Raw genomic sequence first — 20,990 nt, forward strand, 5'->3', positions numbered from 1 at the left:
GATGCTGGCGGCCAGGAGCTTCTGCAGGCTGGCGAACTGGTCGACGAGGCGCTGGGAGTCGCGGCCGAGCGCCGCGACACCCCGCCGGGCTCGGAGTTGCTGACCGGTGTGTGGACCGTCGAGACGGGACGCAAGATCGTCTCGATCGGCATGCGGCAGAGCCGGGGCGTCACCAGCCACGGGTTCGCCCTCAACGTCGACGGCGACCTGACCCCGTGGGGCTGGGCGGTGGCCTGCGGCATGCCCGAGGTCGACATGACCTCGATGGGGCGGGAGGCCCCCGCCACCGCGGCCATGGAGCAGGTCCGGGCCGCGGTGGCGGAGGCGTTCGAGGCGAGCTGACCGATTTCTCGGCCTTCCGGGGTGACCCGGATTCGCGCCGGCCGATCCTCGGGCGGTGACCGGCACGGGTCTGGGGAAGCCGGCCGGGGCCGGTCAGCCGATCGGCTCCTTGCCGACCGGGTCGACCGGACCGATCGGGTCGAGCTCGTCGATCGTGCGGCGCGGGCCGGTGAACCAGTGCCTGGCCGACAGCGCCCACCACAGGCCCACGCTCAGCACCATCACGCCGACCACGATCGGCGCGTAGTTCACCGCGGCCGGTGTGAAGTCGTCACTGAACGGTACGGCCGCCGGGACCAGCGGCATGACGAAGTAGATCGAGACGATGACGATCTCGACGATGGCGATCCAGCACATGACCCGGTACTTCGATCCCAGCGTCCAGGGCCCCGGCTCGAACCGGTCGCCCATCCGCAGCCGGAGCCAGATCGGGATCGCGAAGGCGATGTAGAGGCCGATGACCGCCACCGAGACGACCGCGTAGAAGGCCAGCGGCAACCCGTCGGGGGCCTCGTACAGCGCGGGCAGGGTGAGGACCAGCGCGGCCGCACAGCCGAAGATGATCGCGTTGACCGGGGTCCTGTTGCCGTCCACCTTCGACCACAGGCGCCAGCCGGGGACGGCGCCGTCGCGGGAGAACGCGTAGGTCATCCGGGACATCGAGGTCACGCAGCTCATCCCGCAGAAGAACTGGCCGATGGTGGAGATCGTGAAGATCGCCGTGGCCAGGTTGCCGGGGAGCGCGCTGTCGAAGATGGCGCCGACGAAGCCACTCGCCTCGTTGACCGCGTTCACGTCGGTGGCCGCGAACAGGAAGGCCAGCAGCAGGATCCAGCCGCCGATCGCCGAGTAGAAGATCGACTGCCACAGTCCCCTGGCGGCGGCGGTGGAGGCGCCCTGGGTCTCCTCGGACACGTGCGCGCACGCGTCGAACCCGGTGATCGTGTACTGGGTCAGCAGGAATCCGAGGGGCAGCACGTAGAACCAGTAGGACGAGTCGGAGAAGCCGGAGTTGTTGATCGTCTCGGTGAAGACGAACGACATCGACTGGTGCGAGTCGGGACCGAAGATCAGGATCAGCACGACCGCCGCCGCGCCGAACACGTGCCACCACACCGAGACGTTCTGCAGCAGCGAGATCAGCCGGTGGCTGAAGATGTTGATCAGCGCGTGCAGCACCAGGACGATCGCGAACAGGATGAACGCGTTGGTCAGGGTGGGATTCCAGCCGAGGAAGAACCGGTCGAGGGTGATGTTCAGGAAGGTCGCGCAGCCGTAGTCGACCGAGGCCGTCACGGCGATCAGGCCGATGAGGTTGAACCAGCCGGTGAACCAGCCGTGGATGGGCTTGCCCATCTTCGCGGCCCACCAGTAGATGCCGCCGGCGGTCGGGTAGGCCGACACCAGCTCCGACATGCAGAGCCCGATGATCAGGATGAAGATCGAGATCAGCGGCCACCCCCATGAGATCGCGATGGGGCCGCCGTTGTTCCAGGCCTGGCCGAACGTGGTGAAGCAACCGGCCAGGATGGAGATGATCGAGAAGGAGATGGCGAAGTTCGAGAAACCGCTCCAGGTTCTGGAGAGCTCCTGTTTGTAACCGAGTTCGGCGAGTCGCCTCGCGTCCTCGTCGACCGACGTTGGCTTGGTCACGCAAGCCTCCTAGCGTGGTGGTGCGGGGGGTGGGAATCCGGTGCTCGCGCCCCGGACGTCATCGACGAGCCGCCCGAACTCCGGGTCGTCCAGATCTCGTACGGCCTGTGAGAACTTGTCGGCCGCCTCGGCCTCGTAGTCGAAGTCGGCGTCGGCGGCCTGCTCCTTCAGCAGCCCGTGGTGCACGGCGAACCAGAGCGTCCAGGTCAGATTGGACATGATCAGGTTGAGCCGGACCCTGGAGGTGAGCCGCCGGTCGTCGGTGCCGAAGTAGGCGCGGGCCAGCCGGGTGGTCAGGTCCGGGTCGTAGTCCGCCTCGGCGGCGATGTCGCCCAGCTCGAAGGCGGGGTCGTTGTTCCCGGAGAGCTGGTAGTCGACGATCCTGACCTCGGCGCCGCAGCGGATGAAGTTCTCCGGCAGCAGGTCGTTGTGGCACGGCACCTTGGGCAGCGGGTCGGCGGCCAGCGCCCGCTCGATCTCCGTCACCGTGGCAAGACGGTCCTGGTAGCCGTCGGGTGTGCCCAGTTCGTGGGTACGGCAGAGGGCGAGGAACTCGTCGAGCTTGCGGAAGATGGAGAAGTCGTTGACGAACCGGGGCCCGGCGTGCAGCCGGCGGCAGGCCGCCGCGATGGGGCCGGGAAGTGTCCGTACGGTGTGCGCGTCCAGGGTGACGCCGTCGAGATACTCCAGCACCAGCGCGCCGGGCAGCCGGTGCAGCACCCTGGGGCCGACTCCCGCGTCCGCCGCGTGGACGGTGTTGGCGATCTCCTCATCGAGTGGTATGCCCAGGCCGGCGGCCGACACCCGGGGATCGAGCACCCGCAGCAGCCAGCGCTGTCCGTCGGCGGCGTCGAGCCTGGCGATCCGATGGCTGAGCCCGCCCTTGATCGGTGTCTCGGTCACGGGCTGTCCGGCCCATTTACGGACATCCCCTAGAGGATCTGGCATGCCGCTCTCCTTTGGCCTACCTTCAGACCATTGATCCGATTCTGCGGACGAGGTGTTACAGAGGGGTTGCGGACTTTGAAACTTCCCGGCTCTGCACGGGCCCTCGTGATCGGTGGCGGGGTGGCCGGGTGCAGTGTGGCCTATCATCTGGCAAGGCTTGGCTGGACCGAGGTGATACTCGTCGAGCGACACGAACTCACCGAGGGGACCACCTGGCATTCGGCCGGGTTCGTGGGCCAGCTCCGCTCCACGGTCACCCAGACCAAGATGATTATGTATTCGGCCGGTCTCTATCCCGAGCTGGCCGAGCTCACCGGCCTGGACCCGGGGTGGCACGGGGTCGGTGGACTCCGCCTGGCGACCACGCCCGAGCGGGTGGAGGAGTCCCTGCGCCTGGCCGGGGCCGGGGAGACCTACGGGCTGGGTCTTGAGGTGCTGTCCGGCGCCGAGGCCGGGGAGATGTCCCCGCTGCTGTACACCGACGACGTGCGGGCCGCGCTCTGGCTGCCCGGGGACGGCTGGCTGGATCCGGCGCTGCTGGCCAGGGCGCTGGCGGCCGGGGCGCGGAAGCTGGGCGTGCGGATCCTCACCGGGACTCGCGCGGTGGGGCTCGACGTGGCGGGCGGGGCGATCACCGGCGTACGGCTCGCTTCGGGCACCGAGGGAGCCGAGGATTTCGAGGAGTGGTCGGTCCGGACGGAGACCGTGGTCGTCGCGGCGGGTGCGGCCAGCGGGCGGGTCGGGCGGCTGGCCGGGGTGGACATTCCGGTTGTGCCGATCAAACACCAATATGTGGTCACCGAGCCTTTCGGGGTTCCTTCCTCCACGCCCACGGTGCGGGATCCGGACAACATTGTCTATTTCCGGGAAGAAAATGGCGGAATTCTGGTCGGTGGGTATATCCGAAACCCGGAGATCTGGTCAACGGCTGCCCCGCTTGAGGAGCCTCGGACCGTCTTTCCCCCCGATATGCCGAAATTCCAGGAATCGTGGGAGTCTGCGGTGCGGCGGGTCCCCGCCCTGGCCGGTACCAAGATCACGAAGGTCGTCCACGGCCCCGAGGCGTTCACCCCCGACGGGGAGTTCCTCCTCGGCGAGACCTCGGTCCGCGGGTTGTGGGCGGCGGCGGGCTTCTGCGTCCACGGCCTGGCCGCGGCCGGCGGCGTGGGCAAGGTCATGGCCGAGTGGATCGTGGATGGCTCGCCCGAGTACGACGTGTTCGGCATGGATCTGCGACGCTTCGGGCTGCACGCCCGTTCCGCGGCGTGGAGCCGCGCCAAGGCCCTGGACTCCTACTCGAAGTACTACGACATCGTCTACCCGGGCGAGGAACGGACCGCCGCCCGGCCGCTCCGCCGCTCTCCCGCCTGGGTCCGGCACGCGGAGCTCGGGGCGGCGTTCGGCGAGAAGGCCGGCTGGGAGCGGGTGAACTGGTTCGAGTCCAACGCCCGCCCGGCCGCGGAGCCCGACCGGGACCCTCCCCTGGGCGACGGGGATGTCCGCTCGGAAGGCCAGGGCCCCCGGAGGGGCGGCCGGGGCCTCCGCCCGGACGGGTGGGCCGGCCGGATCTGGTCGCCGGCCGTCCGACAGGAGTGCCTGACCACCCGCGACGCCGCGGGCCTGTTCGACCAGACCTCGTTCGCCAAGCTGGAGGTGGCGGGAGCAGGAGCACTGGAAGGGTTGCAGCGGGCGTGCGCCGGGCAGCTCGACAGGCCGGTGGGCTCGATCGTCTACACCCAGCTCCTCAACGCGCGCGGCGGCGTCGAGGCCGACCTGACCGTCACCCGCCTGGCCGACGACCGCTTCCGGTTGGTCACCGGCACCGCCTTCGGCGTCCACGACGCCGCCTGGCTCCGTGGCCGGGGACTCGACGTCCGTGACGTCACCTCGGCCCATGCCTGCTACTGCCTGTGGGGCCCGCGAGCGCTCGACATCCTCGGCTCCGTCTCCGATGACGACCTGACCTTCGGCTACCTGAAGGCCAGGGAGATCAGCGTCGGAGGAGTCCCGGTGCTGGCCCAGCGGGTGACGTTCGTGGGCGAGTTCGGCTGGGAGCTGTACTGCCCTTCGGAGTACGGCCTGACGCTCTGGGACACGCTCATGGAGGCGGGAACGCCGCATGGCATGCGCCCGGCCGGGTACCGCGCGATCGACTCGATGCGCCTGGAGAAGGGGTATCGAGTCTGGGGCCTGGACGTCACCCCGGAGACCACCCCGTACGAGGCGGGCCTGGGCTTCGCGGTCGCCGGGGACAAGGACTTCCTCGGCCGCGCCGCCCTGGACGCCGCCCGCCGCCCAGCCGGCGACCGTCCCGCACCGGCCTCCTCGGCCGTGTCCGCCGCGGGTCCAACGGCCCCGGTGCCCGCGCGGAGCCTGTTCTGCCTGGTCCTGGACGACCCACGTCAGGTCTGTCTCGGTGGCGAGCCGGTCCGCTCCGGCGGCCTGCCCGCCTCGCGGGTGACCAGCGGCGGGTACGGCCACCGGGTCGACCGCTCGATCGCCTACGCCTACCTGCCCGAGGGCACCGCACCGGGTGACCGCGTCGAGGTCGGCGTGACCGGCACCTGGGTGGGCGCCGCCGTCGCCGCAGAACCCCTCTACGACCCGTCCTCGGAACGCGTCCGTCACCTGCCGTCCTGACCGTCCGGCCGAGGGAGCGGTGCCGTACCGGAGCCTTGGAAAGACGCGCGCTCACCGCCAGGGCTCCGGAGAGCGCGCCGTCCGGGGCCCGTCCCCCCGCCGGTTCAATCGTCCGAGGTGAGACCGGCGGCGACCGCGGTCAGCTCGCGCTCGACCGCCCGCCTGCCGCCGAGATCCTTCGCGTAATCAGGACTGATCATCACTTCGACCGCCCGTTCCTCGCCCACCTGCAGGAAGATGCTCGGGGTCCCCTGCCCGCCGTCCTCGCCGACCCACTGGTTGACGACATAACCGGTCCGGCCATCGCCGAGGGGCACCTGTTTCCCCTTGTTCAAAACGCGGTAGCTCTGCCACTGCTCGTCGGCGCGTGCGGCGGCCAGACCCTCGAAGACGAAGATCTGGACACGGTAGGAGCCCTCGCCGTCGTCCGGATAGCTCCACGTCGTGGAGTACTCGTCGCCTCGGTTCACCGCCCAGGCGTTCCGTACCAGGCCGCCGGTCATGTATCCCACGTGGACGCGCCCCAGGGTGTTCCCGGTGCCGATGCCGACGGGCGTACGGAAGACGCGCGGGGTGGCCGTGGGCGTCGGCGTGGGCATCGGGGGTTCGGTGAACAGGGGCTGCGGCGCGTCCCGGTCGCCGGTGTCAGGCTCCGGCGTCCCGGAGGTCGCGACCTGGTCGTGCGGTGCGGGAGCCGGGTTCAGCGCCAGCTGGACGGGGGCCGCGATCCCCGCGACGGCCGCCGCGGCGACCACGGCGGTGATCCTGATCCGCCTGGCGCTCCTGCGCCGCGAGGACCGGATCACCCGCTCGGCCAGGCCAGGGGCCGCGCGCAGCCGCGCGGTCTCGTCCGCCATGATCTGGCGGATCTCCTGCTCAAGCATGGGCACTCCTGATCGCCTCCTCCAACGGCTCCCCGCCGATCGCCGGCCGCAGCTTGGCGAGCGCCTTGGACGCCTGGCTCTTGACTGTTCCCGTCGAGCAACCGAGGATCTCCGCGGTCTGCGCCTCGCTGAGGTCCTCCCAGTAGCGCAGGACGACCACCGCGCGCTGCCGGGGCGGCAGCTCGCGCAGCGCGTCCATGAGCGCGTGGCGGAGCGGGATGTCGGTCTCCCGCGACGGCCGTTCCGGCGGGGTGCCGGTCGGGATGATCCTCAGGACCGCCCTGCGCCGGGCACGGCTGATGGCGGTGTTCACGATGATGCGGCGGACGTAGGGTTCTGGATCGCTGTCGCTCCGGACCCGGCCCCAGTTGCGGTACGCCCGCTCCAGGGCCGTCTGCAGCAGGTCCTCGGCGTCCTCGGTGGCATCGCAGGCGAGATGGGCGATCCTCAGCAGGCTCGTGCCGCGTGCGGCGACGAAAGCTGAGAATCCAGCATCATCTCGGCCGATCACCTCAGTTCATCCGATCTCATACCTCTCCATACGCCTGAGCGGAGAGAAGGGTTGCCCGCCGCCGATTTTCGGTAAAACCCGTCACCGACCTGCGCATCGGCGATCCTGGGCTCCGGAGACCGGCTCCAGGTATACCCCCAGGGGGTTGCTGGAAAGGGGGGTGGTGTGGCACTGTGGTGGAGTCGATAGATACCCCCCGAGGGTATTGAGGAGGAGTGATGAACGGCGCGATCAAGGTGGGTGCGTACGTGGTCGGCCTGGCGGCGGTGTTCGGCGGCGCGCTGGGGGTCGGCCGGGTGGTCGGGCCCGTTGGAGGCGCGGTGGCCGAGGCCACTCGCGATGCGGGCCACAGCGCCGAGCCGGGCGCCGGCCATGCCACCGGGGCGGGCGCGGGGCACGACGAGGGGCCGGGGGCGGTGCGGGCACCGGCCGTTCCCGGCGGGCTCCAGGTCTCCCAGGGGGGATACACGCTCCTGCCGGAGACCGACGAGGTCAAGGCGGGCAAGCGGACCGACTTCCGCTTCTCGGTGATCGGTCCCGGCGGCCATCCGGTCACCGGGTTCACCACCCAGCATGACAAGAAGCTGCACCTCATCGTGGTCCGCCGCGACCTGACCGGCTTCCAGCACCTGCACCCCACCCAGAAGGGCGGGGTCTGGTCGGTCCCGCTGGAGCTTCCCGCCGCCGGGGAGTACCGGGCGTTCGCCGACTTCGCCCCGGAGGGGGCGGAGGCCATGACGCTCGGCATGGACCTGTCGGTGGCGGGTGACTACCGGCCCGAGCCGCCGGCCGTCCCGGCGGAGACCGTGAAGGTGGGCGACTACACCGTCACCCTGGCCGGCGACCTGGTGCCCGGCCGTACCAGCATGCTCACGCTGTCGATCTCCAAGGACGGGAAACCGGTCACCGACCTGGAGCCCTACCTGGCCGCGTACGGTCACCTGGTCGCGCTCCGTGACGGTGACCTGGCCTACCTGCACGTGCACCCCGACGGCGCGCCCGATGACGGGCGCACCGCGCCCGGCCCGGACATCACCTTCTACGCCGAGGTGCCGAGCGCGGGGACCTACGGGCTCTACCTGGACTTCAAGCACGCCGGCACCGTGCACACCGCCGCCTTCACCGCCGCCACCAGCCCGGATCCCGAGGCCGGTGGGGCCACGGCGCCGACCGGGGACGGTCACGGCTCCCACGAGCACGGACAGTAGCCGTGAAATACCCCAAGGGGGTTATGTGTTCCCAGGGTGAGAGGGCAGAGCATGTCCGCCCCCACCCGCGGCGGGGACGACCGTCCGAACGGGCCGGTGCCCAGCCCCCGACGAGGCGCACGGCCGAGTACGACGACAGACGAGACACAAGGAGAGGACATGACGTCCATGACCACCGGTAGGCCGCCCGCCGGCGGCGAGATCGAGCTTGCCATCGGTGGCATGACCTGTGCCTCCTGCGCGGCACGCATCGAGCGCAAGCTCAACAAGCTGGACGGGGTGACCGCGACCGTCAACTACGCCACCGAGAAGGCGAAGGTCGCCTACCCCGGTGACGTCACCCCCGAGGACCTGGTCGCGGAGGTCGAGAAGGCCGGATACACCGCCGAGCTGCCCGCCGCGCCGTCCCCCGAGGGGACGGAGGAGCCGGTCGAGCCGGACGTGCTCACGCCGCTCAGGCAGCGCCTGATCATCTCCATCGTGCTGTCGGTGCCGGTCGTCGCGATGGCGATGATCCCGGCGCTGCAGTTCGACAACTGGCAGTGGCTCTCCCTGGCCCTGGCGGGACCCGTCGTGGTCTACGGCGGCTGGCCCTTCCACCGGGCGGCCTGGACCAACCTGCGGCACGGCGCCGCGACCATGGACACGCTGGTCTCGATGGGGACGATCGCCGCATTCGCCTGGTCCCTCTGGGCCCTGTTCTTCGGTACGGCCGGGATGCCGGGCATGCGGCACGGCTTCGAGTTCACCCTCTCCAGGGGCGACGGCTCGGGGAACATCTACTTCGAGGCCGCCGCCGGAGTGATCACCTTCATCCTCGCGGGCCGCTACTTCGAGGCCCGTTCCAAGCGCCGCGCCGGTGCTGCGCTCCGCGCGCTGCTGTCGATGGGCGCCAAGGAGGTCACGCTGGCCTCCGGGGAACTCGTTCCCGTCGACAGCCTCAAGGTGGGAGACCTCTTCCTGGTACGGCCGGGGGAGAAGATCGCGACCGATGGCGTGGTCGAGGAGGGTTCCTCGGCCGTGGACACCTCCATGCTGACCGGTGAGTCGGTTCCCGTCGAGGTGCGGCCGGGGGACACCGTGGTCGGCGCCACCGTGAACGCCGGGGGACGGCTCGTGGTCAGGGCCACCCGGGTCGGGTCGGACACCCAGCTCGCCCAGATGGCCAGGCTGGTGGAGGACGCGCAGAACGGCAAGGCCGCCGTACAACGGCTGGCCGACCGGATCTCCGCGGTGTTCGTGCCGATCGTGATCGCCCTGTCCGTGGTCACCCTGGGCTTCTGGCTCGGCACCGGTTCCGGAGCCGCCGCGGCCTTCACCGCCGCCGTGGCGGTGCTCATCATCGCCTGCCCCTGCGCCCTGGGCCTCGCCACGCCGACCGCGCTGATGGTCGGCACCGGCCGCGGCGCCCAGCTGGGCATCCTGATCAAGGGGCCCGAGGCGCTGGAGTCGACCCACGGCATCGACACCGTCGTGCTGGACAAGACCGGCACCGTGACGTCGGGCACGATGACCCTCAAGGACGTCTTCACCGCGGAGGGGCAGGATCGCGACGAGGTGCTCCGGCTGGCCGGGGCGCTGGAGGCGGCCTCCGAGCACCCCATCGCCCGCGCCGTCGCCCGCGCCGCGGACTCCACCGCCAAGGTCGAGGACTTCGCGAACATCGAGGGCCTGGGCGTCCAGGGTGTCGTCGACGGGCACGCCGTCCTCGTCGGGCGCCCCCAACTGCTCGCCGAATGGTCGCAGCACCTGCCGGCCGACCTTTCTGAGGAGCTGGACCGGGCGTGGGCGCGCGGGGAGACCGCCATCGCGGTCGGCTGGGACGGCAAGGCCCGCGCGGTGCTCACCGTCGCCGACGCGATCAAGCCCACCTCGGCCGAGGCGATCGCCGCGCTGCGCGCGCTCGGCCTGCGCCCGATCCTGCTGACCGGCGACAACGAGACGGTGGCCCGTACGGTCGCCGAGGCCGTCGGCATCAACGCCGTCGACGACGTCATCGCCGACGTGCTGCCCGCGGACAAGGTGGAGGTCGTCAAGCGTCTCCAGGCCGAGGGCCGTACCGTGGCCATGATCGGCGACGGGGTCAACGACGCCGCCGCGCTCGCCCAGGCCGACCTCGGCATGGCGATGGGCACCGGCACCGACGTCGCGATCGAGGCCTCCGACCTCACCCTGGTCCGCGGCGACCTGCGGGTGGCCGCGGACGCGATCCGGTTGTCCCGCCGCACGCTGCGCACCATCAAGGGCAACCTGTTCTGGGCCTTCGCCTACAACGTGGCCGCCCTCCCGCTGGCCGCGTTCGGGCTGCTCACCCCGATGATCGCCGGAGGCGCGATGGCGCTCTCCTCGGTCTTCGTGGTCAGTAACAGCCTCCGGCTGCGCCGCTTCAGGTGACCGGTCACCGTACCGGCACCGCCAGGTCGGCGGAGGGTGCGGGTTCGACGTCAGGGCTCGGTGCGGGGTCTCCCGCGCCGAGCCCGTCGCGTTCCGACAGCCGGAGGATCCTGCCGACCGCCGCTGAGTCCGCGGCGTAGATGTGCGGCACGTCGACGAAGATCCTCATCGACCCGCAGCCCACCGTGAGGCCGTCCGCCACCTCGCTCTGGACACCGCGCAGCGGCACGTAGTTCAGGTAGCTGGTGAACGCGTTCTGGGACCGGAAGGCGGCGGTCATGGCCAGCCGCCCGGCACGGAGCCTGAAGGCGAGGCTGGTCAGGCAGGGCACCGCGTCGGGCTGCTCGCCGGGAACGGTCAGCGAGATCCAACCGCTCTTGGTGTACGGCTTGGAGCGGAGCACGTCGACGATCCAGCCGAGCTGGTCGACACCGAGCAACTGGCGGAGCCGCCCTCCGTAACTGTACTTGAAGGGCGGCACGATCGACCGCTCGCTGAACTTGCTGGCGTACAGCGGGATCTTCCCCGCGTCGCCGTAGCACTTCAGGACCGGATCGTCCCAGGCCAGAGTGGTGATCTCGAACAGTACCGCCGGTGCCTCGATGATCGGGCCGCGGTCGTCCAGGGCGGGCCGGCCGTTGTTCGTCACGTGTCGCATCAGCCAGATCCACGTCTCCCCACAAGACGTGAATCTGAGGAGGTCGGGCATTCAGGTCTCCACGTTGGGGAAATGGAAGGGATTGTGTGGGAGTCGGCGTTGCCGGGAAACGTTGGCGCGGACGTAGTAGACGAAGTAGTGGATCATTGCGAGCAGTCCGATGATCACCAGGAGCAGGGCTGTGGTGGGCACGACTCCGATCATCCCGAGCACGCCGACCGCGATGTAGGAACTGTTGACCAGGGCCAGCATCATCACGTTGATCCCCGGCCAGGCCAACGGCGCGTACGTCTCCGGATAGCGGGGGTCCACCGGCAGGTTGGGAGTCCAGCCGAGGGCCGAGAACTGGTCCTTGAGGTGGACGACGTAGAGCAGACGGAAATTGTTGAGCGCCCGCGCGGTTCTCATGTGCGCGTTCACCGCCTCGATCAGCCGCAGGAAGGGCAGTACGCTGAGCAGCCCGAACGCGGCGACCGTCGCGAACAGGTACCAGGGCACGCCCTGCCATGAGGTCAGCATGTTCGGGCTGATCACTTTCGCGCCGGTCAGCGCGATCGCGGCGGCGAACGGGGCGGATAGCAGGCTCATGGAGAGCCTGGTCATCTTGATGCGCTCGTCCTTGGCGGCCAGGTAGACCTGGTACGTCCCGGTGAAGTCCACGGACACGAGGGCAAGGAATTCCCTGGGTGCCACTGGCAGCCCGTCCAGGGTCTCGGGCAGTGCTTCCGCGGTCGCCCGCGGTGACATCTTCCGCATCGGGACCCCACTTTCGACGAAGAGTGGATTTTCCCGTAGGAAGATATTGACTCACTTGTCAGGCTAATGAGTGTGTTTTGACGACATATATCTCAGGACTTCTGCGGGCACGTCACCCACGGGGCGCGGCCGGCCGTTCACGGCGGCAGGGCAGGGCAGGGCCCGCCGGTGTCCTTCAGCCTTCCGCCGTCCCGGTCTCACCGGCCAGCAGTGCCTCCTCCACGGAGGCGGCCATCGTGAAGTAGCTCAGCAGCCCGGTGGTGGCGAGCATGTGGCGCAGCGTCCGGCTCACCCCGGTCACCACCAGGCGGGTCCGTGCCTCCTGGCTCTGGCGCAGGATCCACAGCAGCTCCGCGAGCCCGGTGGAGTCGCAGAAGGTGAGCCCCGCCAGATCGAGGATGAGCAGGGGGGCGGCCTCGGCCCGTGTACCCGGAGCCGTCTCGAAGGGGGGCGGGACCAGCGGGGACGGGGAGGGCGGGTTCTCCGGGAGGAGCGGCGGGGGAGAGAGCGGAGAGCCGTCGGTGCTCGTGCCCCAGAAGCGGGCGAGTTCCCTCCGGAAGACCGGTGCGTAGTCGTAGTCGAGTTCGCCGATCGCCCGGACCACGATGGCGCCCTCGTACGCGCCGGTCGAGACGGAGAGCGCGTTCACACCTTCGGGTGGCATGGAAAGACTCCTCAATCCCGCGGTTCACAGGGCGGGCGTTCCCTCCGTCTTACCAGGTATGTGGAGCCGGCTGCCCCACCGGAGGGCGGAATCACCTGTCTCCGCCAGCTCCGCGAGGTCTTTTCTTATCCCCATGCGCTCTCCTCCGTCCGGATCGCCGCCTGCCGCGGGCCGCGGTGTGGCACCGGACGGCGGGCGGCTAAGTTGGACCCGCCCGCATCATTTATCTCACGAGCTAAATCTCTTAGATGGTAAGGAGAATTCGCGATGGAAGGCAAGTCCGGCCCCGGGGCCTCGCCGCTGGACGTCCTGGGCCGGATGGACCAGCTGATCGCGTTGAGCATGGTCGGGCAGCACGCGCTCGCCGAGCGCCTTGGCATCAACGTCACGGACCTGACGTGTCTCGGCTTCATCCTCGGCGCGAAAGGCGAGGCGCTCACCGCGGGGCGCCTCGCCGAACTGGCGGGTCTCACCACCGGGGCCGTCACCGGGGTGGTCAACCGCCTGGAGAGCGCGGGCTACGCCCGGCGCGTCCCCGACCCCCACGACCGCCGTCGCATCCGGATCGTCCCCGAGGGGGACCCGGCCGCCCGCATCGCGGTGGCGTACGAACCCACCTACCGGCGGCTCATCGAGCTCTTCGAGAGCTACGGCCCGGACGAGCTGGCCGCCATCTCCGACTGGTTCACCCGCGCCGCCGACGCCATGCGGATCTCGTTGGCCGAGATCCGCGAGTCTCCGGCGCCCTAGGCCCTGTCCTGCGGATCTTTTGCCTACTGCGGTCGCCCAGGCGGCGCCTCGCCGCGTTGTCGCCGGTCACCGCAGCACGCCGCGGCTCCCTCCTCCGCCTTGCGAGACACCACCTGACCGATCCTCGCCACGGCAAGATCCGCAGGACAGGGCCTAGCCCCGCCCGGCGGCGCGGGTGCGTCAGTCGTTCCTGAAGGGGTCGTGCTCCGCCAGCAGCTTGTCCAGCCTGGCCTGGTCGACGCGGTTGACGACCGCGGCCTCCTCGGTGCGGTCCCGGACGCACTTGGCGAGAGTGAACGTCGACGTCACCACGTAGAGCAGCCCGATGCCCATGAAGGACCGGACCCAGGTGGTCACGGGCAGGTAGGCGATACCGATCACCATCGCCACCAGCGACAGTCCGAACGAGATGACGGCCTGCAGGTAGAAGGCGGGGGTCGTGGTGCTCTTCACCGGTCGTGTCATGCCTTCCATCGTCGGGACCGTCCGCCTTTCGAGGCATGAGTGCGGCTACTTAGTTACCGGTGAGTACGGCAGTGCGGCGACCGGCCTGAGGTGCTGAAAGCCCGCTTCGCCAAGGGGGGTCCGTGAACCGCCGTGGCGACATGGGATGATTGCCGGACCATGCCCGCGACCTGGCCTTTCCGTATCGCCCGCGCCGCCGCTTTCGCCGCGGTCTGCCTGGGCCTGAGCGTGATGGCGCATGTCCTGGCGGGAGGCTCGGTCTCCGCGCCGAGCGCGGCCGCCGCCCTGGCCCTCGCCTTCGGCGCGGCCCTCGCCGCCTCGGGGCGCGAGCGCACGCTGGCGGTGATCCTGCCGCTGCTGGCGGGCGTGCAGGCCGGGGTGCACGTGCTGTTCTCCCTCTCCCACGTCGCCTCCCCGGCCGAGATGATCGGGCATGTCCACTCGGGGTTGCTGCCCGGTCTGGGCATGCTGGTGGCGCACGGGTGGGCCGCCGGGCTGACCGCGCTCTGGCTGGCGCGCGGCGAGGCGGCGCTGTGGGCGCTGCTGCGACGGCTCGGTGCGCGGCTAGGCCGCGTGCTCATCGTGCCCGTGACCCCGGCGTACGTCTCCTTCCTCGCCCCGCCCGCGATCGAACCGGGCGTTCTCCGCTCCGCCGTGCTGCGCCATGTTCTCAGCCGGCGTGGCCCTCCCCGGACCGTCACCGCCGCCTCCGGCTGACCGCGCGGGTCACCCGGGGGCATCACCCGTTCCCGAGCCCGCACGCGCGGGCCTGCGCCGATGCGGCCTTCCTGCCGCCCGGCGGACCGAACCAGCGTGACAGTTCCAGGCTGCCTGCCCGGCATGGCCATCGAGCGGCGATCGACCGCGGCCTGTCGGACGGCCGGCCAGAAGAGAGGCATCATCATGTCCGTTCGTCGTATCACCCCTGCCGGAATCCTGGTCGCGGCCGCGGTGGCCCTGGCCGGGTGCGGCTCCCAGAGCACCGTCGCCCCGGCAGCGGCCCCCGCCGCGGCCCCCGCCCCCGCCGCGGCCCCCGCCACCGCCGCGGCCCCCGCCACCTCCGCCGCTCCCGCGTTGACGATCACCGACCCGTGGGTGAAGACCGCCAAGAAGGGGATGAGCGCCGCCTTCGGCACCCTGGTCAACAACACCGACGCCGAGGTGACGGTCGTCTCCGTCGCCTCGCCGCTGTCGCCGAAGGTCGAGCTGCACGAGGTCGTCGACTCCAAGGGAAAGATGATCATGCGACCCAAGGAGGGCGGGATCGTGATCCCGCCGAAGGGCACCCACCAGCTCCAGCCCGGCGGTGACCACATCATGCTGATGGGCGTCACCGAAGCGGTGAAGCCCGGAGCTGAGATCCCCTTCACCCTCCATCTCAAGGACGGCAAGACCCTGGAGTTCACCGCGGTCGGCAAGGACTTCGCCGGAGGCCAGGAGAACTACCAGCCCGGCACGGACCCGGAGGGCCACGAGGGCATGGGCACGGGCGAGAGCCACGGCTGAGCGGGAAGCGGAGTAGAACTCATGCCAGATCCCCGAATCAGCCGTAGGGGACTGCTCGCGGGGGGCGCCGTCACCGCGGCCGGTGCCCTCGCCGCGTGCGCTCCCGACCAGGCTGTCCCCCCGGCCGCTCCCCGGCCCGCTCCGGCCGTCCCCGTCTCCGGCGGTTCCGCGGTGGAACCCTTCGACGGGGTCCACCAGGCGGGCATCGCGACCCCGCCACAGGCGTACGGGGTGTTCGTCGGCCTCGACCTGCTGCCGGGCACCGACCGCGAGACGCTGGGGCGGATGATGCGGCTGCTCACCGACGACGCCAGGCGGCTGACCCAGGGCAGGCCCGCCCTGGCCGACACCGAGCCCGAGCTGGCCCTGCTGCCCGCCAGGCTGACCGTGACCTTCGGATTCGGCCCCGGCCTCTTCGCGGCGGCCGGACTGGCCGACCGCAGGCCCAAGACCGTGGCGCCGCTGCCCGCCTTCACCATCGACAGGCTCCAGAAGGAGTGGAGCGGCGGGGACCTGCTGCTGCAGATCTGCGCCGACGACGCCCTCGCCCTCGCCCACGCCCTGCGCATGCTCGTCAAGGACGCCCGCTCCTTCGCCAAGGTGCGCTGGACCCAGCGGGGCTTCCGGCGTGCCGCCGGCACCCACGCCGCCGAGGCGACCCAGCGCAACGTGATGGGCCAGCTCGACGGGACCGTCAACCTCTCACCCGGCACCCCCGAGTTCGACCGGGCCGTGTGGGTGAACGAGGGACCGGCCTGGCTGCGCGGCGGCACCACGCTGGTGCTGCGGCGCATCCGGGCGGAGATGGAGACCTGGGACGCCGTCGACCGGGTCGCCAAGGAGTTCACCGTGGGCCGCCGTCTGGACAACGGCGCCCCGCTCACCGGGCGCGACGAGCACGACGCGGCCGACTTCACCAAGCTCAACGCGATCGGCTTCCCGGTCATCTCCGAGCAGGCCCACATCCGCCGGGCCCACGTCGCCGATGCGGGAATGCGGATCCTGCGCCGGGTCTACAACTACGACGAGGGGCTCACCCCGGACGGGCACGCCGACTCCGGGCTGCTGTTCGCCTCCTACCAGGCCGACATCGCCCGGCAGTTCATCCCCATCCAGCGCAGGCTGGACGAGGCCGACCTGCTCAACGAGTGGACGACCCCGATCGGCTCGGCGGTTTTCGCCATCCCGCCAGGCTGCTCCCCGAACGGCTGGATCGGAGACACCCTCCTCACCTGACGGAATCCGTGCGGTAAAGAACGGTCTCAAAGGCCATTCCCTCCCCGGGATGCGGGACGGACAGGAGCACCATGGGCTCCTGACATCCGCACACCGGAGGGATCGAGATGAGACTCGCGGGCGCTCGTGTGCTGATCACCGGTGCGTCGTCCGGCATAGGGGCCGCGACCGCGCGGGCGATGGCCGCCGCGGGGGCCCGCCTCGTCCTGTCGGGGCGCGATCGGGGCAGGCTTGCGGCCGTCGCCTCGGAGACCGGCGGCCAGGCACTCGCCGGCGATCTCACGACGGACCTCGCGGGTCTCGCCGAGCGCGCGGGGCCGGTCGACGTGCTGGTCGGCAACGCCGGGTGCGGGTGGGCGGGGCCGTTCCCGGCGATGCCGGACGGTACCGTCGAGCGCCTGGTCGCGGGGAACCTGACCGCTCCCATCCTGCTGACCCGGTCGCTGCTGCCCGCCATGATCGAGCGCGGCCGGGGACACCTCGTCTTCGTGGCCTCGATCGCCGGAGCGATCGGGGTACGGGACGAGGCGGTGTACGCCGCCACCAAGGCGGGCCTCCTCGGCTTCGCCGAGAGCCTGCGGTACGAGTCGCGCGGGATCGGCGTGTCCGTCGTGCTGCCCGGCGTGGTGGAGACCCCGTTCTTCGAGCGGCGCGGCGCCCCCTACACACGGCGATGGCCCGTGCCGATCCCCGCGGAACGGGTCGCCCAGGCGATCGTGTCCGCCGTCGAGTGCGGCAGGCCCGAGTCGTACGTGCCGGGCTGGCTGCGGCTGCCGGCCAGGCTGAAGGGCGTGGCACCCGGCCCCTTCCGCACCCTCGCCGGGATATTCGGCGGGCAGCCGGAGCTCAGCCGCCGCCCAGAGCCCGGATCGACTCCTTGAGGGAGGCGAGCGTGGCGAAGACGGCGGTCGGCTCGTATCCACAGTGGGCCATGCAGTTGGCGCACCGGTCATCGCGCCCCCGGCCGTAGGCGTCCCAGTCGGTCTCGGTGACCAGTTCCCGATAGGTGGCCGCGTAGCCGTCGGACATGAGGTAGCAGGGGCGCTGCCAGCCGAAGAGCGAGTACGAGGGGATGGCCCACGCCGTGCACGGGAAGTCGATCTTTCCTTCGAGGAAGTCGAGGAAGAGCGGGGTGTGGTTGAACCGCCACCGCCGCCGGTTCCCGCCGGAGAACGCCTTACGGAACAGCTCCCGGGTCTCCCGCACGCCGAGGAAGTGCTCCTGGTCGGGCGCCTTCTCGTACGCGTACCCGGGAGAGATCATCATCGCGTCGACGCGAAGATCGTCGTTGAGATAGTCGAGCACGTCGACGACCGTCTGCGGGCTGTCGGTGTTGAAGAACGTCGTGTTCGTGGTGACCCGGAAACCACGGCGCCGGCACTCCCGGACCGCGGCGACGGCCTCGTCGAACACGCCCTCCTTGCACACCGACTCGTCGTGGCGCTCGCGCATGCCGTCCAGGTGGATCGCCCACGCGAAGTACCGCGAGGGCTTGAACTGGTCGATCTTCTTGGGGATCAGCAGCGCGTTGGTGCACAGGAACACGTACTTCTTCCTGGCGACCAGCTCCCGGACCAGCTCCCCTATCTGCGGGTGCATGAGCGGTTCCCCGCCCGCGATCGAGACCATGGGGGCGCCGCACTCCTCGATGGCGGCCAGGGCCTGCTCGACCGGCATGCGCTGTTTCAGCACGTCGGCGGGGTGCTGGATCTTTCCGCAGCCGGCACAGTGCAGGTTGCAGGCGAACAAGGGCTCAAGTTCCACCAGAAGGGGGAACTTCGTCCGCCCGCGCAGCTTCTGGCGGAGGATGTAGCCGCCGATGCGAAGACTCTGACGGATCGGTGTCGGCATCTGGGTTGCATCTCCTTGGGTAATGGAACGGGACGGACTCCTCGGGGAGAGAGGGTGAGATCGCGGCGGCCCAGCGAGCCAGGACCGGGCCGAGCCGGCGCAGCACGCGGTACGCCACGGCGCCGCCGCGTATCGTGGCCGGGCGCAACAGCGCGGCACCGGCGATGTCTGCGACGACGCGCAGCGCGGCGAACGGCAGGCCGGGCACCGCGCCCGCCAGCGGCCCGGTCTCCATGTCGACGGCCGCCGCCCCCTCGGCGGCGAGCCTGCGGCGTTCGGCCCCCGTCACGATGTGATCGGAGGTGACCAGCGGTCCGGTACGCGCGGACAGGCCGGCCCGAGCCAGTTCCTCGGCCAGCGGCCACGCCGAGGGACAGGGCACCATCCGGCCCTCGAAGCGGATCTCGCTCGCCACCAGCACGTCTCCCGGGCGCAGGCCCTCGTCGAGCGCCCCGCAGAAACCGGTCACCGCCAGCGCGCCCGCCGGCGGGAGCCGCGCCGCCGCGCTCGCGGCGCGGCGCGGGCCCATCCCGGTCCGGATCACCCGCACCTCCTCGGTCGGCAGGCCGCTCCGTACCGCCCGCGCCTCGACGGCCAGGGCGGTGCAGATCAGCAGGCCGGTCACCCGGCGTCCACGGTGACGGCCTCGTCCCTCAGCGCGGGGCTGGGGTGCGAGGACACCTCTCGGGAGCGCACGTAACGGCCCAGCGCGCTGATCGGGAAGACGAGGCGGTAGAGGTGGTAGTTGATGTAGAAGGCGCCGGGGAAGCCGGTCCCGGTGAAGTACGGCTCGTCCCAGCCGCCGTCCGGGCGCTGGTGGCCGACCAGCCACTCCACGCCGCGCTCCACCGCCGGTGACTGCTCCCCGGCGGCGAGCAGCGCCATCAGGGCCCACGCCGTCTGCGAGGGAGTGGAGTGGCCGCGCCCGATCCAGCGGGGATCGGTGTAGGAGCGCAGATCCTCCCCCCAGCCGCCGTCGTCGTTCTGGTGCCTCTCCAGCCAGGCGACAGCACGTCTTATGCACGGCTTGCCGGGTCGTACGCCGGCCGCGATGAGCGCGGGGAGCACGGCGCCGGTGCCGTAGACGTGGTTGGCCCCCCAGCGGCCGAACCACGATCCGTCCGCCTCCTGCGCCTTCAGCAGCCAGACGACGGCACGTCGCACGACGGGGGAGTCCGGCCGCTCCTGCGCCAGCGCCTCGACGACGTGGGCGGTGACGTCGGCGGACGGCGGGTCGATGACCGCGCCGAAGTCGCAGAACGGCAGCTTCTTACACATCTCGCGGGTGTTGTCGGCGTCGAAGGCCCCGAAGCCGCCGTCGCGGGACGCCATGCCGATGATCCAGCGCACCCCGCGGTCGATGGCCGGCCTGGCGTCCGGATGACGCACCCGGCGCAGGGCGAGAATCGCCTCCGCCGTGTCGTCGATGTCCGGGTAGCCGTCGTTGTCGAACTCGAAGGCCCAGCCACCGGGTGCCAGCGAAGGGCGCCGTACGGACCAGTCGCCCCGGCCCCGGATCTCCTCGGTGAGCACCCAGTCGGAGGAGGCGACGAGGGCGGGATGGTCGGCGGGCAGGCCCGCGTCGAGAAGGCCGTTGATCGCGAGCACCGTGTCCCACACGGGGGACTGGCAGGCCTCCAGCCTGCGCCCCTTCTCGTCCCGGATGGTGAACCTGTCGAATCCCTCGATGCCCTTCCTCATCACCGGATGGTCGAGAGGGTAGCCGTGCAGGCTCAGCGCGATCAGCGAGTACACCCACGGCGGCTGGATGCCGCCCCAGGACCCGTCCGCCTCCTGCCTGGCCACGACCCACTCGGCGGCCCGCCTCAGCGCGGCCCGCCGCAGGCCGGGGACGGGACGTCGCTGGTAGCGGTGCAGGACGCGGTCGAGCACGGTGAACGGCCCGTGGGGGTGCGGCGGTGCGGGGCGTCCGGTACGCAGTTCGGCCAGGTCGAACGGGAGCGGCCGGACCGGGCGGTGCGCGCTCACGATGGTGAGCGGGACGATCGTCTGCCTGGCCCAGCAGGCCCAGTCGTAGACGTTGAGCGGGAACCAGCGCGGCAGGAACATCATCTCGGGGGGCAGCACCGGGAGGTCCTCCCATCGCCACTGCCCGAACAGCGCCAGCCAGATCCGGGTGAACACCCGGCTGGCCTCGATCCCACCGGATTCCCGTACGAACCGGGCCGCGGCTCGCATGTGCGGGGCGTCGGTGCGGTCACCGGCGAGCCGTAGCGCGGCGTACGCCTCGATCGTGGTGGACAGGTCGCCGGGGCCGTCGTGGAAGTTGGCCCAGGTCCCGTCGGCGCGCTGCTCGGAGCGGATCCAACGGGCCGCCTGGGCGGTGTCCTGCTCGGTGCGGATACCGAGGAACTCCCTGAGCAGCAGGTCTTCGGCGTCCATGGTCACGTTCGTCTGCAACTCGCCCTTCCACCACCCCTCGGGCGCCTGGAGGCCGAGCAGGTGGTCGCATGCCGCGTCGAGGGTGAGTTCGGCGGAAGTGGAAGCGGCGACGGTGGTCATG

Annotated in this window: 20 protein-coding genes; 9 read left to right on the forward strand and 11 right to left on the reverse strand. The window is 70.7% G+C overall.

What is annotated here, in order from left to right:
• The coding region (locus ABT130_RS37175) for a lipoyl protein ligase domain-containing protein (RefSeq protein ID WP_502992241.1) at positions 1 to 342 on the forward strand (342 nt) is incomplete at its 5' end.
• A 93-nt stretch (positions 343 to 435) separates the two neighbouring features.
• Here the strand turns inward: ABT130_RS37175 and ABT130_RS37180 are convergent.
• Entirely contained in the window at positions 436 to 1,995 is a 1,560-nt protein-coding gene (locus ABT130_RS37180) for an amino acid permease (RefSeq protein ID WP_350963686.1), read from the reverse strand.
• Between the two features lie 9 nt (positions 1,996 to 2,004).
• Positions 2,005 to 2,943 carry a phosphotransferase gene (locus ABT130_RS37185; RefSeq protein ID WP_350963688.1) on the reverse strand — a complete coding sequence of 313 codons (939 nt, stop codon included), beginning with the start codon at positions 2,941 to 2,943 and terminating at the stop codon, positions 2,005 to 2,007.
• Positions 2,944 to 3,048: 105 nt separating this feature from the next.
• Between ABT130_RS37185 and ABT130_RS37190 the strand changes: the two genes are divergently transcribed.
• Positions 3,049 to 5,583 (forward strand): GcvT family protein, encoded by a 2,535-nt coding sequence (locus ABT130_RS37190; RefSeq protein WP_350963734.1) that lies wholly within the window; start codon positions 3,049 to 3,051, stop codon positions 5,581 to 5,583.
• A gap of 104 nt (positions 5,584 to 5,687) precedes the next feature.
• On the opposite strand, the gene ABT130_RS37195 is transcribed toward ABT130_RS37190, so the two are convergent.
• On the reverse strand, positions 5,688 to 6,467 hold the full coding sequence (locus ABT130_RS37195; RefSeq protein WP_350963690.1) for a hypothetical protein: 780 nt from the start codon (positions 6,465 to 6,467) through the stop codon (positions 5,688 to 5,690).
• Positions 6,460 to 6,978: a SigE family RNA polymerase sigma factor gene (locus tag ABT130_RS37200; RefSeq protein WP_350963692.1), complete on the reverse strand. Its 519-nt coding sequence runs from the start codon at positions 6,976 to 6,978 to the stop codon at positions 6,460 to 6,462. The genes ABT130_RS37195 and ABT130_RS37200 overlap by 8 nt, the downstream gene beginning before the upstream one ends.
• 218 nt (positions 6,979 to 7,196) lie before the next feature.
• Here ABT130_RS37200 and ABT130_RS37205 point away from each other — a divergent pair, with 218 nt between their 5' ends.
• Positions 7,197 to 8,186, forward strand: a complete 990-nt coding sequence (locus tag ABT130_RS37205) for a DUF8832 domain-containing protein (RefSeq protein ID WP_350963695.1) — start codon at positions 7,197 to 7,199, stop codon at positions 8,184 to 8,186.
• Positions 8,187 to 8,345: 159 nt separating this feature from the next.
• Positions 8,346 to 10,580 (forward strand): heavy metal translocating P-type ATPase, encoded by a 2,235-nt coding sequence (locus ABT130_RS37210; protein WP_350917924.1) that lies wholly within the window; start codon positions 8,346 to 8,348, stop codon positions 10,578 to 10,580.
• Between the two features lie 4 nt (positions 10,581 to 10,584).
• On the opposite strand, the gene ABT130_RS37215 is transcribed toward ABT130_RS37210, so the two are convergent.
• From ABT130_RS37215 to ABT130_RS37225, 3 genes are all read right to left on the reverse strand, one after another.
• On the reverse strand, positions 10,585 to 11,238 hold the full coding sequence (locus ABT130_RS37215; protein WP_350917921.1) for a thymidylate synthase family protein: 654 nt from the start codon (positions 11,236 to 11,238) through the stop codon (positions 10,585 to 10,587).
• A 51-nt stretch (positions 11,239 to 11,289) separates the two neighbouring features.
• Entirely contained in the window at positions 11,290 to 11,985 is a 696-nt protein-coding gene (locus ABT130_RS37220; RefSeq protein ID WP_350917918.1) for a hypothetical protein, read from the reverse strand.
• Positions 11,986 to 12,169: 184 nt separating this feature from the next.
• Positions 12,170 to 12,658 carry an STAS domain-containing protein gene (locus ABT130_RS37225; RefSeq protein WP_350963698.1) on the reverse strand — a complete coding sequence of 163 codons (489 nt, stop codon included), beginning with the start codon at positions 12,656 to 12,658 and terminating at the stop codon, positions 12,170 to 12,172.
• Between the two features lie 267 nt (positions 12,659 to 12,925).
• On the opposite strand from ABT130_RS37225, the gene ABT130_RS37230 reads away from it, so the two are divergent.
• Entirely contained in the window at positions 12,926 to 13,408 is a 483-nt protein-coding gene (locus tag ABT130_RS37230; RefSeq protein ID WP_350963700.1) for a MarR family winged helix-turn-helix transcriptional regulator, read from the forward strand.
• Positions 13,409 to 13,588: 180 nt separating this feature from the next.
• On the opposite strand, the gene ABT130_RS37235 is transcribed toward ABT130_RS37230, so the two are convergent.
• A complete protein-coding gene (locus ABT130_RS37235; protein ID WP_350963703.1) occupies positions 13,589 to 13,873 on the reverse strand; it encodes a YiaA/YiaB family inner membrane protein in 285 nt (94 codons plus the stop codon).
• A gap of 159 nt (positions 13,874 to 14,032) precedes the next feature.
• Between ABT130_RS37235 and ABT130_RS37240 the strand changes: the two genes are divergently transcribed.
• The 4 genes from ABT130_RS37240 (at position 14,033) to ABT130_RS37255 (ending at position 17,496) form a co-directional block, all read left to right on the forward strand.
• Positions 14,033 to 14,590, forward strand: coding sequence for an MFS transporter (locus tag ABT130_RS37240; RefSeq protein ID WP_350917906.1), 558 nt, complete (start codon positions 14,033 to 14,035; stop codon positions 14,588 to 14,590).
• A 186-nt stretch (positions 14,591 to 14,776) separates the two neighbouring features.
• Positions 14,777 to 15,379, forward strand: coding sequence for a copper chaperone PCu(A)C (locus tag ABT130_RS37245; RefSeq protein WP_350963705.1), 603 nt, complete (start codon positions 14,777 to 14,779; stop codon positions 15,377 to 15,379).
• Positions 15,380 to 15,400: 21 nt separating this feature from the next.
• The gene (locus ABT130_RS37250; protein ID WP_350963708.1) at positions 15,401 to 16,615 is read left to right on the forward strand and encodes a Dyp-type peroxidase; all 1,215 of its coding nucleotides are present in this window, start codon (positions 15,401 to 15,403) and stop codon (positions 16,613 to 16,615) included.
• A 107-nt stretch (positions 16,616 to 16,722) separates the two neighbouring features.
• Entirely contained in the window at positions 16,723 to 17,496 is a 774-nt protein-coding gene (locus ABT130_RS37255) for an SDR family NAD(P)-dependent oxidoreductase (protein ID WP_350963711.1), read from the forward strand.
• On the opposite strand, the gene hpnH is transcribed toward ABT130_RS37255, so the two are convergent.
• From hpnH to shc, 3 genes are read right to left on the reverse strand one after another with little or no spacing between them, the layout of a single operon-like run.
• Positions 17,462 to 18,466 (reverse strand): adenosyl-hopene transferase HpnH, encoded by a 1,005-nt coding sequence (gene hpnH / locus ABT130_RS37260; protein WP_350963714.1) that lies wholly within the window; start codon positions 18,464 to 18,466, stop codon positions 17,462 to 17,464. The genes ABT130_RS37255 and hpnH overlap by 35 nt on opposite strands.
• Positions 18,369 to 19,091, reverse strand: coding sequence for a phosphorylase family protein (locus ABT130_RS37265; RefSeq protein ID WP_350917891.1), 723 nt, complete (start codon positions 19,089 to 19,091; stop codon positions 18,369 to 18,371). The genes hpnH and ABT130_RS37265 overlap by 98 nt, the downstream gene beginning before the upstream one ends.
• Positions 19,088 to 20,989, reverse strand: coding sequence for a squalene--hopene cyclase (shc, locus tag ABT130_RS37270; protein WP_350963717.1), 1,902 nt, complete (start codon positions 20,987 to 20,989; stop codon positions 19,088 to 19,090). The genes ABT130_RS37265 and shc overlap by 4 nt, the downstream gene beginning before the upstream one ends.
• Between the last annotated feature and the right edge of the window lies 1 nt (position 20,990).

The organism is Streptosporangium sp. NPDC001681, assembly GCF_040298085.1.
Classification (GTDB): Bacteria; Actinomycetota; Actinomycetes; order Streptosporangiales; family Streptosporangiaceae; genus Streptosporangium.

Excerpts from the sequence above, each read along its gene's own strand:
- ABT130_RS37230 (WP_350963700.1), top strand. The coding sequence starts at position 12,926 with ATGGAAGGCAAGTCCGGCCCCGGGGCCTCGCCGCTGGACGTCCTGGGC.
- ABT130_RS37250 (WP_350963708.1), top strand. The coding sequence starts at position 15,401 with ATGCCAGATCCCCGAATCAGCCGTAGGGGACTGCTCGCGGGGGGCGCC.
- hpnH (WP_350963714.1), bottom strand. The coding sequence starts at position 18,466 with ATGCCGACACCGATCCGTCAGAGTCTTCGCATCGGCGGCTACATCCTC.
- ABT130_RS37220 (WP_350917918.1), bottom strand. The coding sequence starts at position 11,985 with ATGTCACCGCGGGCGACCGCGGAAGCACTGCCCGAGACCCTGGACGGG.
- ABT130_RS37255 (WP_350963711.1), top strand. The coding sequence starts at position 16,723 with ATGAGACTCGCGGGCGCTCGTGTGCTGATCACCGGTGCGTCGTCCGGC.
- ABT130_RS37195 (WP_350963690.1), bottom strand. The coding sequence starts at position 6,467 with ATGCTTGAGCAGGAGATCCGCCAGATCATGGCGGACGAGACCGCGCGG.
- ABT130_RS37245 (WP_350963705.1), top strand. The coding sequence starts at position 14,777 with ATGTCCGTTCGTCGTATCACCCCTGCCGGAATCCTGGTCGCGGCCGCG.
- ABT130_RS37225 (WP_350963698.1), bottom strand. The coding sequence starts at position 12,658 with ATGCCACCCGAAGGTGTGAACGCGCTCTCCGTCTCGACCGGCGCGTAC.
- ABT130_RS37185 (WP_350963688.1), bottom strand. The coding sequence starts at position 2,943 with ATGCCAGATCCTCTAGGGGATGTCCGTAAATGGGCCGGACAGCCCGTG.
- ABT130_RS37215 (WP_350917921.1), bottom strand. The coding sequence starts at position 11,238 with ATGCGACACGTGACGAACAACGGCCGGCCCGCCCTGGACGACCGCGGC.
- ABT130_RS37210 (WP_350917924.1), top strand. The coding sequence starts at position 8,346 with ATGACGTCCATGACCACCGGTAGGCCGCCCGCCGGCGGCGAGATCGAG.
- ABT130_RS37235 (WP_350963703.1), bottom strand. The coding sequence starts at position 13,873 with ATGACACGACCGGTGAAGAGCACCACGACCCCCGCCTTCTACCTGCAG.
- ABT130_RS37240 (WP_350917906.1), top strand. The coding sequence starts at position 14,033 with ATGCCCGCGACCTGGCCTTTCCGTATCGCCCGCGCCGCCGCTTTCGCC.
- ABT130_RS37205 (WP_350963695.1), top strand. The coding sequence starts at position 7,197 with ATGAACGGCGCGATCAAGGTGGGTGCGTACGTGGTCGGCCTGGCGGCG.
- shc (WP_350963717.1), bottom strand. The coding sequence starts at position 20,989 with ATGACCACCGTCGCCGCTTCCACTTCCGCCGAACTCACCCTCGACGCG.